Consider the following 14098-nt stretch of genomic DNA (forward strand, 5'->3'; position numbering starts at 1 on the left):
GCCGGTGAGCTTGAACCCCGGGTTGTCCGGTCCGAGTGAGACATCCGCCTTCACCTCGAGGCTCTGCGGGGTGCCGCCTGCCTCCGCGATGAGCGCGGACAGCTGCATCGCATAGCAGGAGGAATGCGCCGCGGCGATCAGCTCCTCCGGGCTGGTGGTTCCACCCGCCTCTTCGGCCGCCCGCTTCGGGAACGAGACGTCGAACGTCGCGGCACCGGAACTGGTGAGTTCCACCTGGCCGCTTCCCTGTTCGAGCGATCCATTCCAAGCGGTCCGTGCGGTACGTGTCGGCATGCCACATCCTCTCGTGGTTCTTCGGTTTACGTGTCGAACCTACTCGTACCGGGCGGCCATCCGCAGCGCGCGGGAACGCAGGGCCGCCCGCAGAGCGTCCGGTGCCAGCACTTCCGCGTCCTCACCGAACGCCCACAGAACCCCGCGTGCGTGGGAGTCGTCGCCGAACACCACTTGCAGGCGCACCCGGTCGTCGTCGACCGACTGCTCGGAGCGGACGGCGTAGGCACGCTCCACCAGGTCGTCGCGTCGCTCACGGCGCACGAGAACGTCGGCGACCACCGGCGTCCCGCGCGCCCGGAACTCAGAACGGCGACGCTCCCAGATCGCGGCGAGGTCGATGTCGGCCGATCGCTGCGCCGGCTCGTCGAGTTCGCGGACGTCCTCGATGCGCTCGAGCCGGTACGTCCGATCGCGGCCGGCGTCCGTCGCCACCAGATACCACCGTCCCGCCGCATGGATGAGCCCCTGTGGGTCGATGACGCGCCACGCCGCATCGTTGCCCCGCGACGGGTACAGGATGCTCAGCCGCCGGCCCACGAACACCGCCTGCTGGATCAGCCCGAGATGATCGTCCACCGGTTCCGGATCGGTCAGCCACGATCCCTGGGTGACGAACACCCGCTCCGCCACCTTCGTCGCCGCCGCCCGGTGCGCGTCCGGCATCGCCGCCACCACCTTGCGCATCGCCGACGCGAACGCCGGCGCCATGCCCAGCGATTCCGACGTCATCGCCGACCCTGCCGCCAGCAGGGCCTTGGCCTCGTCGACGGTCAGGCCCGTGAGGTCGGTGGTGAAGCCCGGCAGCAACTCGAAGCCGCCGTCACGACCGCGCTCGGCGTACACCGGTATCCCCGCCGTCGACAGTGCGTCGATGTCCCGCAGCACGGTGCGCGGGGACACCTCGAGTTCGCGGGCCAGCGCCGACGCCGACATACGCCCGCGGTTACGAAGCAGGAGGACGAGCGAGAGCAGGCGGTCGGCGCGCATGCGGAAAGTCTGGCAGAAATACATGACAGGAGATGTCGTGTTTCACGGCGATAGTTGCCTCATGACACACAACACGACCGACCCCCGGCCCCTGTACCGCGAAGCCCTCTCCTGGACCACCGCCCTCGTCGAGAAGGTCCGCGACGACCAGCTGACGGCATCCACTCCGTGTGCCGACTTCGACGTCCGCACCCTGCTCGGCCACCTCGTCGCCACCGTGGAGCGTGCCCGCGTGATCGGTGAGGGCGGCGACCCGGGCACCGTTCCGCTCGTCGTCACCGACACCCCCGACGATGGCTACGCAGACGCCTACCGCTCCGCCGCGGACCGCATGTGGCCCGTCTGGACCGACGACAGCCGGCTCGACGCGACGGTGACCGCGCCGTGGGGCACCGTCCCCGGCCGCGCCGCGATCTGGGGCTACATCAACGAAACCCTCGTGCACGGGTGGGACCTGGCCGTCGCCACCGGCCAACCCTCCGAAGCCCACCCGGAACTCGCCGAGGCCATGCTCGCCGTCGCACGGCACGCGATCCCGGCGGAGACGCGCGGCGGCCACGTGCCGTTCGCGGACGTAGTCGAACCGCACCCCACCGCCGGACCCACCGAGCGCCTCGCCAACTGGTCGGGACGCAAGAGCATCTGACCCGCACACACGAACGGGCCGCCGGTGGAAAACCACCGGCGGCCCGTTGTCGTTCGGTTACTGCTTGTCTACTCCGAGTCGGCTGCGCCGGACTTCGCCAGGTCGACCGGAACCTCGTCGGGCACCGTGACCGGCTTCGTCTCGCCACGGAACGTGAACTTCGCGTCCTCGCCCGCGCCTTCGCCGTCCCAGTTCTCGACGTCGACGTACACGATCTGACCGGGGCCGACCTCGCCGAAGAGGATCTTCTCCGACAGCTGGTCCTCGATCTCGCGCTGGATGGTGCGACGCAGCGGCCGCGCACCCAGGACCGGATCGAAGCCACGCTTGGCCAGCAGCGACTTGGCCTTGTCGGTGACCTCCATCGTCATGTCCTTGTTCTTCAAGGCCACCTCGACACGCGCCACCATCAGGTCCACCATCTGAACGATCTGCTCGGTGGTGAGCTGGTGGAACACGACGATGTCGTCGATGCGGTTGAGGAACTCGGGACGGAAGTGCTTCTTCAGCTCGTCGTGCACCTTGAGCTTCATCCGCTCGTAGTTCGACTCGTCGCCCTTACCGGACGTGAAGCCGAGACCCACAGCCTTGGAGATGTCCGAGGTACCGAGGTTCGAGGTGAAGATGAGCACCGTGTTCTTGAAGTCCACGGTCCGGCCCTGACCGTCGGTGAGACGGCCGTCTTCGAGCACCTGCAGGAGGGTGTTGTAGATCTCCTGGTGTGCCTTCTCGATCTCGTCGAACAGCACCACGCTGAACGGCTTGCGGCGCACCTTCTCGGTGAGCTGGCCGCCCTCTTCGTAGCCGACGTAGCCGGGAGGGGCACCGAACAGCCGCGACGCGGTGAAGCGGTCGTGGAACTCACCCATGTCGATCTGGATGAGAGCGTCGTCCTCACCGAACAGGAAGTTGGCGAGCGACTTGGCCAGCTCGGTCTTACCGACACCGGACGGGCCGGCGAAGATGAACGAACCGGACGGACGCTTCGGGTCCTTCAGGCCGGCACGGGTACGACGGATGGCCTTGGCGACAGCCTTGACCGCGTCTTCCTGACCGATGATCCGCTTGTGCAGCTCCTCCTCCATGCGGAGCAGACGCGTGGTCTCCTCCTCGGTGAGCTTGAACACGGGGATGCCGGTCCAGTTACCCAGGACCTCGGCGATCTGCTCGTCGTCGACCTCGGCGATGACGTCCAGGTCACCGGAACGCCACTGCTTCTCCCGCTCCGCACGCTGAGCGACGAGGGTCTTCTCCTTGTCGCGCAGGTTCGCGGCCTTCTCGAAGTCCTGCGCGTCGATCGCGGACTCCTTCTCGCGGCGGGCGTCGGCGATCTTGTCGTCGAACTCGCGGAGGTCCGGCGGTGCGGTCATCCGGCGGATGCGCATCCGGGCTCCGGCCTCGTCGATGAGGTCGATGGCCTTGTCCGGCAGGAAGCGGTCGTTGATGTAGCGATCGGCCAGGGTGGCCGCGGCGACGAGTGCACCGTCCGTGATGGACACGCGGTGGTGCGCCTCGTAACGGTCGCGAAGACCCTTGAGGATCTCGATGGTGTGTTCCACCGTCGGCTCGCCGACCTGCACCGGCTGGAAGCGGCGCTCGAGTGCGGCGTCCTTCTCGATGTACTTGCGGTACTCGTCGAGGGTGGTGGCACCGATGGTCTGCAGCTCACCGCGGGCGAGCTTCGGCTTGAGGATCGAGGCCGCGTCGATGGCGCCCTCGGCCGCGCCTGCACCCACGAGGGTGTGCAGCTCGTCGATGAACAGGATGATGTCGCCGCGGGTGTTGATCTCCTTGAGAACCTTCTTGAGGCGCTCTTCGAAGTCACCGCGGTAGCGGCTGCCTGCCACGAGCGACCCGAGGTCGAGCGTGTACAGCTGCTTGTCCTTGAGCGTCTCGGGGACCTCGCCGTTGACGATGGCCTGAGCGAGACCCTCGACGACGGCGGTCTTACCGACACCGGGCTCGCCGATCAGCACCGGGTTGTTCTTGGTGCGGCGCGACAGCACCTGCATGACGCGCTCGATTTCCTTCGAGCGGCCGATGACGGGGTCGAGCTTGCCTTCGAGGGCGGCCTGGGTGAGGTTGCGACCGAACTGGTCGAGCACCAGCGACGTGGACGGGGTGCCCGCCTCGCCGCGAGTGCCGCCGGCCTCGGCCGGCTCCTTGCCCTGGTAGCCGGAGAGCAGCTGGATGACCTGCTGACGCACCCGATTGAGGTCGGCACCGAGCTTGACCAGCACCTGCGCTGCCACGCCTTCACCCTCGCGGATGAGGCCGAGCAGGATGTGCTCCGTGCCGATGTAGTTGTGTCCGAGCTGCAGTGCCTCGCGCAGGCTGAGCTCCAGGACTTTTTTGGCACGCGGGGTGAAGGGGATGTGGCCGGACGGGGCCTGCTGGCCCTGGCCGATGATCTCCTCGACCTGGCTGCGCACTCCTTCGAGGGAGATGCCCAACGACTCCAGCGACTTGGCAGCGACACCTTCGCCCTCGTGAATGAGGCCGAGCAGGATGTGCTCCGTACCGATGTAGTTGTGGTTGAGCATCCTGGCTTCTTCTTGAGCCAGGACAACAACGCGCCGTGCGCGATCGGTGAACCTCTCGAACATCGCTCTCCCTCACACTTTCCGACGTGCAGTCACGAGACCGGGTGTCTCGTCCCTGTTCGCCGCGTTTCGCTCCGGCACTACAAGCAGATCGCCAGCGCCTGCTCGGAGGGCAGAAGCCCCGAACCGACGAAGGTTCCACGACCCCAGCTATTACTCTAGTTGGCTGCCGATCGACCTGCTGCCCCTCCACCCCTTTAGATGGAAGAGCAGGCCTGCTTACCCGTATTTAACGCCCCAGCTCCGGCAATCGTTTCCCCTTCGCTGTACGCCTGGAGCGAACAGGTTCCGCGATGCCGATGTGGACCACCATGTCGTAGCCACCGGGACTGGCTCGAATGGACACTTCTTTCCAGTTGTTCACCATCCAGACGTTCCTGGACGGGACCCTGCGGGCACGTCGTGACCGCGGTGTCGCAGAAATGCGACAACCTCTTGCCCGCGTAGTTCGCGACCCGTTCCCCGAAGGAAGCGAGACCTGCGTGTCCGGACAGGGTATGTCGATGAGCTGTGAGTTCGCCACCCATACCTTTCCGCCGGCGTCGGCCGCGATACCCAGCGGGTTGCTCAGGACTCCCCCGGTAACCGGCGACGAGGCGAGAAAGGGCTACCCCGCGATGGGGGCGACGAAACGGCAGGGCACGTCGCGCGGGTGGCCGGGATCCAGCGCGTTGAGCACGAATCCGGCGGCCCGTGCCGAACCGGCGACGGCGACGTGGTCGGAGTAGTCCTGCTCGCAACCGTCCTGGACGACGATGTTCGTGGTGTTCGGGCCCGGCTCGATGCCGCTCGTGTACGGGACGACCAGTTCGTCGTAGCGGGTGGCGATGTTCGTGTACTCGATGCCGGGGACGTAGACCCCGTCCGCCCGCATGCGGTCGATGAACGCGGACCCCTGGAACATCTCGGGACAGGCCCCACAGACGGGGAAACCTGCCGCCACCTCGTCGTCGATGCCGAGCGCCCGCATGGACCGCCCGACGCTGATCTGATCGGTGCCGTACGTGCCGTGCCACGGCGGTGCCAGTGACACGATCTTCGAGACCTTGTCTGCGCCGCCGAAGAACTTCACGTAGTTGTTCGCCTGCAGGGTGCCCTGGGAATGTCCGACGAGATCGACTTTCGAGGCCCCCGTGCTCGACAGCACCTGATCGACGAACGTGGCGATCTGAGCGGTGCCGGTGTCGATGGGAGTCATCCCGCCGATCGCATCGAGTGGCCACGGCAGTTCGGGGAAGTTGCCGTAGGTGAGGGAATACACGCAGTAGCCCTCGTTGGCGAGGAGCGGTGCGTATACCGCCCAGTTGGTCTGGCGTGCGCCTCCCGTGCCGTGGACGAGGACCACCGGTTCGGGATGCGCGTCACTCGGCACGCAGGACCAGTCGTTCGAACCCGGGGCCGCACCGCCCGGATTTCCCAATTCGAGGGGCACTCCGGCGAGGAAGGAATCCGGCACCGGATAGGTCGGCGCTGCGGACGCCACCCCGGACCACATCACGAACGCCAGGAACAGAATCCCTGAAACGGTCACGCAGCGCCGCACAGCTACCCCCCGAACTTCCCGATTAACGGATCAGTGCGGGACGGTAACAGTCCAGGTCACGTCGCGGAGCGAATCAGCGAATTCTGTCCCCAGCTAACTTTCAGTTCGCCTTGTTGTAGGCGTCGATAATTTCCGCGGAGATACGTCCGCGCGCAGAAACCTTTTTGTTGTTCTTGCGCGCCCATTCCCGGATAGCGGCGCTCTGTTCCCGATCGACCGAAACTCGGGACTTGGTGGCGGCCGGAGCCGCCACGGCCTTGCCGCGCTTGCGCGAGCTCACCTTGCGCGCGTGGGAAACCCACACGTCGAGCTGCTCGCGCAATTTCGCCGCATTCTCCGAGGAAAGGTCGATCTCGTACTGAACACCGTCGAGTCCGAACTCGACCGTCTCGTCGGCAGACGCCTCTTGATCGACATCGTCGATCAGGGTGACAGTGACCTTCTTAGCCATGGGATGAAATTCCTCTCGAATGAAGCGACGTCTCATCGTCAACGTGAGCTACGACCCGGAGGTAACCATACCCCTGTTCTTCCGATTCGGAATACGAGGAATGGATCGAATTTATCCGCGCGAATTCACCCTGGTGAATCAGCGAGAAGAAGGCCGAACAATGGGAAAGAGGATTGTTTCGCGGATTCCCAATCCCGTCAAAGCCATGAGCAGACGGTCGATTCCCATTCCGGTACCGGTGGTCGGCGGCATTCCCTGCTCCATTGCGGCGAGGAATTCTTCGTCGAGAGCCATCGCCTCGTCGTCACCGGCCGACGCGAGACGCGCCTGATCGACGAACCGCTCACGCTGGATGACCGGATCGACCAATTCCGAATAGCCCGTAGCCAACTCGAAGCCGCGGATGTAGAGGTCCCACTTCTCGGTCACCCCGGCCTTGCTGCGGTGGTCACGAGTCAGCGGTGACGTCTCGACCGGGAAATCACGGACGAACGTCGGCTCGAACAACTGGTCGCCGCACTGGTGCTCCCACAGTTCCTCGACGAGCTTCCCGTGCCCGTAACCCTTGTCCTTGGGGACCTCCAGGCCCACCTTCTCGGCGAGCGCCAGTAATTCCTCGACGGTGGTCTCCGGAGTGACCTCGACACCGATCGCCTGCGACAGCGACGGGTACATCTCGAGGGTCTTCCATTCACCACTGAGGTCGTATTCGGTGCCGTCGGCGAGAGTGACGACCTGCGAACCGAAAGCGGCCTGCGCCACTTCCTGGACGAGTTCGCGGATCATCACGGCGGAATCGTCGTACGTGCCGTACGCCTCATATGTCTCGAGCATCGCGAATTCCGGCGAGTGCGTCGAATCGACACCCTCGTTGCGGAAATTCCGGTTGATCTCGAAGACCTTCTCGATACCGCCGACGACGCACCGCTTCAGGAACAGTTCGGGCGCGATACGGAGATAGAGGTCGATATCGAGGGCATTGGAATGAGTGATGAACGGGCGGGCCGCGGCGCCACCCGCCACCGTCTGCAGCATCGGCGTCTCGACCTCGAGGAACCCGCGACGCTCGAGCGCGTTCCGGAGCTCACGGACGACAGCCACCCGCTTACGCGCGTTCTCCCGCGCCTCGGAGCGCACGATCAGATCGGCGTAGCGCTGCCGGACCCGCGACTCCTCGTTCATCTCCTTGTGCGCAACGGGCAGGGGCCGGAGCGACTTGGACGCGATCTGCCACGAATCGGCCATCACACTCAGCTCACCGCGGCGGGAACTGATCACCTCGCCGTGCACGAACACGAAGTCACCGAGGTCGACATCGGCCTTCCACAACGCGAGAGCATCCTCGCCGACAGCGGCGAGACTGATCATCGCCTGCAGCTGGGTGCCGTCGCCTTCCTGCAGCGTCGCGAAGCACAACTTGCCCGTGTTGCGCACGAAGATCACCCGGCCGACGACACCGACCTGGTCACCGGTGGCCGTGTCGGGCTCGAGTTCCGGGTACTTGGCCCGGATCTCCGCCAGCGAGTGGGTGCGCGCCACCGACACCGGGTACGCCTCGCGTCCCTCCGCGAGGATGCGCTCACGCTTCTCCTGGCGGATGCGAAGCTGCTCGGGGGTGTCGTCGACTGGCTGGGCTGCTACTTCACTCACGGGTCACCAGCCTAATCGACGCCCGCGCGTGCCCCTATTCAGAGGTCAGTGAGCCGAGACGGTGGCCAGCTCCCGCACGCAGTGCTGCGTGGCGATGAGCGAGCCCAGCAAACCCGCAGCCTTGATCGCCTTGTACCCGCCGACGAGATCGGTCGCCTTGTGCAGACCCAGCTGCTGCAGCGCCGCCGCGGCGAGGCTCGACGTGTAGCCCTCGGAGCAGACGATGATCCACTCGACGTCGTGGTCCACCGCGAGCGCCAGGTGCGCCGAGCTGGTGGGATCGCAACGCCACTCGAGGACGTTGCGTTCGATGGCGAGTGCGCCGGGCAGCGTTCCCTCGATCGCCCGCTGCGCCTGCGGGCGGATGTCCACGACGATCGCGCCACGCGCCACGGCCTCGGGCAGCTCGAATGCGTACATACGGTCGATCTGGGTGCGGGCCTCTTCGAGCATCTGGTCGATGTTCACTTCGAACCACCCTCGGGGAGATCGGTGAGCTCGGTCCGGGTACGGCGCAGAGTGCCGTGGTCGGTGACCTCGTAATAGGACATGGCCGATAGTGGCGGTGAGTAGGCGTGCACGCTCAGCGTCGGCGTCACCACCTCCGCCCCGGGTGCGTCCGGCGCCCGCACGACGTCGTGGACCCAGCCGAGCGGGAACGAAGCCTGATCGCCTGCCTCGAGAGTGCGGTGACGCAGACGGTCACCCGCCCAACGGAACTCGGACAGTGCTCCACTGAGAACCGTGAGTGCGCCGAAAGAGCCTGCGTGGTCGTGCAATTCGGTGTTCCGGTCGGGAACCCAGCTGATCAGCCAGACGTCGACGTCGTCGTCCGAGTAGAGCCGGGTCGACCAGCGCTCGTCGGTGGGCCAGCTCTGCGGGAGCAGGACGTCGTGGCGGCCGTCGAGTACCTCGGATGCACCCTGATCGGTGATGCGCAGCAGGTCAGCCGGGCGAAGACGGGTAGGTACAGATGCAGAAGAATACGTTGCGAGCACGAGAGAGACTCCCAGAAGTGTGAATTGGTCAAGGCAGCGTTCAGCCTCGACAACACTCCTGAGCACTCGTGCAGAGATTCACGGGGACCATTCTGACATAACTTCCGCGAAGAGGGAACCCGTCACTCGAGCGGGCTGCGACGCGCACCCCGGCGAGCCTGATTCCGCTCGTAGACCAGGCGCAGCCCTTCGAGCGTGAGATCCGGTTCGTGCTCGTCGACGGTTTCCGTCTCGGGCATGATCAGCGGCGCGCGGTCACCGGTCGCGATCACCACCACGTCGGAACCGGAGAAGGCGGGCAGTTCCTTGCGCACGCGGCGGACCAGCCCGTCGACGAGGCCGGCGAAACCGAACACCGCACCCGACTGCATGCACTCGACGGTGTTCTTGCCGACGACGGAGCGGGGCCGCACCAGTTCGACCTTGCGCAGCGCCGCCGACTGCGACGCGAGTGCGTCCGAGGAGATCTCGAGGCCGGGCGCGATGGCGCCGCCGAGAAACTCGCCCTTGGCGGACACGACGTCGACACACGTGGACGTCCCGAAGTCGACCACGATGCACGGTGCGTCGTAGAGGTGATGCGCCGCAAGACTGTTCACGATCCGGTCGGCGCCCACCTCCTTGGGATTGTCGACGAGCAGCGGAACACCGGTTCGCACCCCGGGTTCCACCAGCACGTGCGGGACATGCCCCCAGTACCGCGTCAGCATCACGCGGATCTCCCGCAGCACCGACGGCACCGTCGACAGCGCGGACACACCTGTGATCTGATCGGTGTGCGTGCCGAGGAGCCCCCGGAAGATGAGGGCCAGTTCGTCCGCCGTCATCCTCGCATCGGTGCGCATCCGCCAGTCCTGCACCAACTTCGAGTGTTCACCGGAACCGGTGAACAGTCCGAGAACGATGTTCGTGTTCCGGACGTCGACGGTGAGGAGCATGGGTTACACCAAACTGGATTCGCGCTCGGCGTCGAGCGTCGACAGCATGCGCGGGGTGATGAGACCGGAGCCCTCCGGCGCGTGCGCCGGGTCGGCGCCGAGCTCGATCGGCGAGTTGGCGGCGTCGACGAACACGACACGCGGCTCGTAGTCGCGCACCTCCTGCTCGTTCATGACGCCGTACGCGATGAGGATGACGAGGTCACCGGGCTTGACCAGATGTGCTGCCGCACCGTTGATCCCGATGACGCCACTTCCCCGCTCGCCTGCGATCACATAGGTTTCGAGCCGCGCGCCGTTGTCGATGTCGACGATGCACACCTGCTCGCCCTCGAGAAGGTCGGCGGCGTCCATCAGATCCTGGTCGACCGTCACCGAGCCCACGTAGTGCAGGTCGGCGTGCGTGACGGTGGCGCGATGGATCTTCGACTTCATCATGGTGCGAAACATGTTGTGGTCCTTACTCTTCTAGCGGGGTTCGTCTGCGGCCGACGCGTCCGACGGTGGTTCGGCGTCGCGTTCGAGGAAACCGGTGCCGACGGCGACACCGACGTTGTCGATCAGGCGGGTGGTCCCGAGCTTGGCGGCGACGAGCAGCCTGCCGTCGCCGCGCTCGGGGGCGGGGCAGAGATCGACGCCTCGCACTTCGAGGTAGTCGACCTCCACCTCCGGGACGGACGCCAGCACCTCGCGCGCAGTGGCGAGGATCGCCTCGGCGCCACCGGCGGCGGCGTGGGCGCCGGCGATCAGAGCCGCGGACAGTGCCGTCGCCGCGCTGCGCTGCGCCTCGTCGAGGTAGCGGTTGCGCGAAGACAGTGCCAGTCCGTCGTGCTCACGCACCGTGGGCACGCCGAAGATCCGGACGTCGAAATTCAGGTCGGTCACCATCTGCCGGATCAACGTCAGCTGCTGGTAGTCCTTCTCACCGAAATACGCGACGTTGGGCGCCGCGATCTGCAGCAGCTTGGCGACGACGGTGAGCATGCCCGCGAAGTGCGTCGGCCTGGACGCGCCCTCCAGCTCGGCGCCCAGCGGTCCGGGATGGATCGTGGTCCGCGGTCCTGCCGGGTACATGGTGGCTGCGGTGGGCACGAACGCCAGCTCGACTCCGGCCTCGCGCAGCAGTTCGAGATCGGCGTCGAGGGTGCGCGGGTAGGCGTCGAGGTCTTCGCCGGCGCCGAACTGCAGCGGGTTGACGAAGATCGAGACGATCACCACCGCGCCGGTGAGCTTGGCCTGCCGCACCAGCTCCAGGTGACCCGTGTGGAGGGCCCCCATCGTCGGCACGAGCGCGACCTGGCGGCCGACACCGCGCAGCGCCTTCGAGACCCGGGTCAGCACGCTCGGGTCGTGGTGCACGGTCAGTTCGCCGCGCTTGTATCCGCCCTGCAGATCGCTCACGGAACTCACCTCCGGTCTTCCAGGATTTCCAGCAGTTCAGGTGTCGCACCGGCGCGTTGCGCCGACCTCAGGGACAGGGCGCGGTAGCCGGCCGCGATCCGCGGATCGACCTCTTCGAGTACCCGCAGATGCGTGGCGACCGCTTCCGAATCGCCCCGCGCGACCGGCCCGGTCAGCGCCGACGGCCCGCGCCGCAGGGCGTTGTCGAGCGCCGCGGACAGCAGCGGCTGGAGTACCCGTTCGGCCAGGCCGTTCGGAGCGTCGCCGATCAACTCCTGGCCGAGCAGTTCCTGGCCCTCGAGGGCGACCCGCAACGCGGCCACGGCGTCGACGACGAGCGTCACCAGGTGGTTGCTGCCGTGGGCGAGAGCGGCGTGGTACAGCGGTCGCATGTCCTCGCGGACCCGGACGGGCTCGCCGCCGATCTCGAGGACCAGCGACTGCGCGATGGCGTAACCGATGTCGTCGGCGGCGGTGATGCCGAAACAGGCGGACGCGAGACGGACGGTGTCCTCGTCGTGCCCGGTGAACGTCATCGCGGGGTGAATCGCGAGCGGTACGACGCCCTGCTCGGTGAGGGGGTCGAGGATCCCGATGCCGTTCGCGCCGGACGTGTGGGCCACGATCGCGCGACTCGGCACCGCACGGGTGGAGGCCAGTCCCGCGATCAGCGACGGCAGTTCGGCGTCGGGGACGGCGAGAACGAGCAGTTCGGAGCGGGCCGCGACCTCTGCCACCGGCAGAATCTCGGTCTCGGGAAGCCGGGTCCGTGCCCGGTGACGTGACGCGTCGGAAACGGCCGAGCAGGCGACGACGACGTGACCTGCCCGCTCCAACGCGGCACCGATTGCTGTACCGACCCGGCCGGCGGAGACGATTCCTACCGTCAACCTCGCAGGCGCAGGGCCATTAGTGATCCCGAAAGAGGTCACCTTCGTCCTCTCGTTCGTTCCAGTCCCGCTCGGCGGGTACCAGACGTTCCACGGTGAGGATAGCCCGGCTCGAACACACCCCGCCATGCGCTGGCAGAGTGATATATGCCTCACACGATGCGGGTTGATCCTCGGGCGCGTCCGGCCTTATTCGGCCCGGCGGCGCCTGCCTCCGGTGCTCTGGGCGGCCCCGGATGCCGACTGCATGTTGGCCATGATCTCGGCGACGGACCGCCCGTTGGAGTGTGCACCAGACGGTTCGTCGTCCTCGGGCGCCCGTCGGCGGCCCGGCCGCGCTTCGGGCTCAGCCTCGGCCTCTGCCTCTGCCTCGGAGTCGGGCTCGGGCTTCGCGACAGGTTCGGGCTCGACCTCCGCGACCGGCTCCGGCTCGGGTGCCTGCCGGGTCTCGGCACCCTGCTCGGGCTCCGGTTCCGGCTCGACCTCGATCTCGGGTTCGGTGGATCCGGCATAGGCGGGCTCGACGATGGACGTCTCGGCGGTGACCGGGTCGTCGTCCGGATTCGCGAAATGGTGCGACGACTGGGCGGAACCGCTCTGATGCCCCGCCCCGGCGGCATGTCCCGCTCCCGGGATGTACAGGCCCGACGCAGCAGGCTGGTAGCTGCTGTACGACCCGCCGGCAAGTTCCTGCACACGCGTCGAATCCGCCCGCAGCGCGATCCGTTCGGTCGGCATCGCGCCGTCGAACAGGGCCTCGAGATTCTTGCGGAGCGACGAGAGTTCGGCACGCAGCGCGGCGAGTTCTTCGGCGTCGGCGCGCACCTCGCTGCGTACCCGCTTCTCGACGGTGAGCTCGTATTCGCGCCGTGCCGAGATCTCCCGCTCGAGCTGCAACTCGTAGACGGTCTGCAGGTCGTTGACCTTCGCCTTGTCGAGCGCCGACTCGCGCCGGTACTTCGTCATGGCGATGGCACCGACAGTGGCGGCCCACAGTGCGGCCACCAGGCCCACCCGCAGGAGTTGGACGCTGTCGCTGAAGATCAGGAAGAGGGACGCGATCACCGCGAGGGCGAGCAACCCCGCAACGATCATCTGGCTCGCGCTGCGCCTGTTGCGGCGCGCAGACTTGAGGCGACCAGGATTCGTCATGGTGCCAGGGTACTTGGCCGTGAAGGGTGCGCCGCGCAATTCCATCGGACCTGCGGCGATCCCCCATGTCCCTAATGCGCCGGCTCGTCCGAGGGGTCGTCGGGGGTGCGGCAGCAGTGTTCCAACCACAGCGCCGCGCCGACGAGGGCGAGCGCAGCGACGAGACCCACCCACGCGCCGGGGGTGTCCGAGACCGCGGCCCGGAGCACCGACCGCTGCGGAAGCAGGTACAGCAGGAAGCCGCCCCACACTCCCGCCGTCGCGGCACCGACGAGCGCGGACGCCTTGGCGAGCGCCGCCACTCGGGCGGCGGTGATCGGGTGAAGCTGACGCGGTCCGTCGCCCACCTGATGATTGCTGACCCGGGATCGCACCATGAACGCGAGCACGACCTCGATCAGCGCGACCGGGTACAGCGACGCCCCGGCATACACGGGAATCGGCGGAAACGAGCCGTAGAACACGCGGACCAGGATCCAGGTGGCGGCGACGGCGAGAGCGGCCAGGAACAGCAGATCCCAGATCCGGGTGGGTTTCATCGT

At 66.8% G+C, this 14098-nt stretch carries 15 protein-coding genes; 1 reads left to right on the top strand and 14 read right to left on the bottom strand.

All coding sequences use genetic code 11. The features are described 5' to 3' along the window. Together QM693_RS29675 and QM693_RS29680 are read right to left on the bottom strand one after the other, a co-directional pair. A partial coding sequence (locus tag QM693_RS29675; RefSeq protein ID WP_283354130.1) for an OsmC family peroxiredoxin occupies positions 1–294 on the bottom strand: 294 nt, incomplete at its 3' end. Positions 295–333: 39 nt separating this feature from the next. Continuing rightward, positions 334–1284: a helix-turn-helix transcriptional regulator gene (locus QM693_RS29680; protein WP_283354131.1), complete on the bottom strand. Its 951-nt coding sequence runs from the start codon at positions 1282–1284 to the stop codon at positions 334–336. Positions 1285–1345: 61 nt separating this feature from the next. Between QM693_RS29680 and QM693_RS29685 the strand changes: the two genes are divergently transcribed. After that, positions 1346–1930, top strand: coding sequence for a TIGR03086 family metal-binding protein (locus QM693_RS29685; RefSeq protein ID WP_283354132.1), 585 nt, complete (start codon positions 1346–1348; stop codon positions 1928–1930). A 68-nt stretch (positions 1931–1998) separates the two neighbouring features. On the opposite strand, the gene QM693_RS29690 is transcribed toward QM693_RS29685, so the two are convergent. The 12 genes from QM693_RS29690 to QM693_RS29745 all read right to left on the bottom strand — a co-directional run bounded on the left by QM693_RS29690 (position 1999) and on the right by QM693_RS29745 (position 14095). Continuing rightward, positions 1999–4536, bottom strand: a complete 2538-nt coding sequence (locus QM693_RS29690) for an ATP-dependent Clp protease ATP-binding subunit (protein WP_005244954.1) — start codon at positions 4534–4536, stop codon at positions 1999–2001. A gap of 604 nt (positions 4537–5140) precedes the next feature. Then, entirely contained in the window at positions 5141–6076 is a 936-nt protein-coding gene (locus tag QM693_RS29695; protein WP_283354133.1) for an esterase/lipase family protein, read from the bottom strand. Positions 6077–6176: 100 nt separating this feature from the next. After that, positions 6177–6527 (bottom strand): histone-like nucleoid-structuring protein Lsr2, encoded by a 351-nt coding sequence (locus QM693_RS29700; protein WP_005244957.1) that lies wholly within the window; start codon positions 6525–6527, stop codon positions 6177–6179. Between the two features lie 138 nt (positions 6528–6665). Beyond that, positions 6666–8177 (bottom strand): lysine--tRNA ligase, encoded by a 1512-nt coding sequence (lysS, locus tag QM693_RS29705; protein ID WP_280779118.1) that lies wholly within the window; start codon positions 8175–8177, stop codon positions 6666–6668. A gap of 45 nt (positions 8178–8222) precedes the next feature. Then, on the bottom strand, positions 8223–8645 hold the full coding sequence (locus QM693_RS29710) for a rhodanese-like domain-containing protein (protein WP_005244960.1): 423 nt from the start codon (positions 8643–8645) through the stop codon (positions 8223–8225). Continuing rightward, complete coding sequence (locus QM693_RS29715) at positions 8642–9175, bottom strand: cysteine dioxygenase (protein WP_005244961.1); 534 nt, start codon at positions 9173–9175, stop codon at positions 8642–8644. The genes QM693_RS29710 and QM693_RS29715 overlap by 4 nt, the downstream gene beginning before the upstream one ends. A 122-nt stretch (positions 9176–9297) precedes the next feature. Continuing rightward, entirely contained in the window at positions 9298–10113 is an 816-nt protein-coding gene (locus QM693_RS29720; RefSeq protein WP_009477485.1) for a type III pantothenate kinase, read from the bottom strand. 3 nt (positions 10114–10116) lie between these two features. Beyond that, positions 10117–10563, bottom strand: a complete 447-nt coding sequence (panD, locus tag QM693_RS29725) for an aspartate 1-decarboxylase (RefSeq protein ID WP_005262154.1) — start codon at positions 10561–10563, stop codon at positions 10117–10119. An 18-nt stretch (positions 10564–10581) separates the two neighbouring features. After that, positions 10582–11514, bottom strand: a complete 933-nt coding sequence (panC, locus tag QM693_RS29730) for a pantoate--beta-alanine ligase (protein WP_283354134.1) — start codon at positions 11512–11514, stop codon at positions 10582–10584. A 5-nt stretch (positions 11515–11519) separates the two neighbouring features. Continuing rightward, entirely contained in the window at positions 11520–12446 is a 927-nt protein-coding gene (locus tag QM693_RS29735) for a Rossmann-like and DUF2520 domain-containing protein (RefSeq protein ID WP_283354135.1), read from the bottom strand. 147 nt (positions 12447–12593) lie between these two features. Next, positions 12594–13556 carry a DUF6779 domain-containing protein gene (locus QM693_RS29740; RefSeq protein ID WP_283354136.1) on the bottom strand — a complete coding sequence of 321 codons (963 nt, stop codon included), beginning with the start codon at positions 13554–13556 and terminating at the stop codon, positions 12594–12596. A gap of 71 nt (positions 13557–13627) precedes the next feature. Further along, the gene (locus tag QM693_RS29745) at positions 13628–14095 is read right to left on the bottom strand and encodes a DUF3180 domain-containing protein (protein WP_192817860.1); all 468 of its coding nucleotides are present in this window, start codon (positions 14093–14095) and stop codon (positions 13628–13630) included. Positions 14096–14098: the final 3 nt, after the last annotated feature.

Origin of the sequence: Rhodococcus sp. IEGM 1305 (genome assembly GCF_030058635.1) — a bacterium.
GTDB lineage: Bacteria > Actinomycetota > Actinomycetes > Mycobacteriales > Mycobacteriaceae > Rhodococcus_F > Rhodococcus_F opacus_D.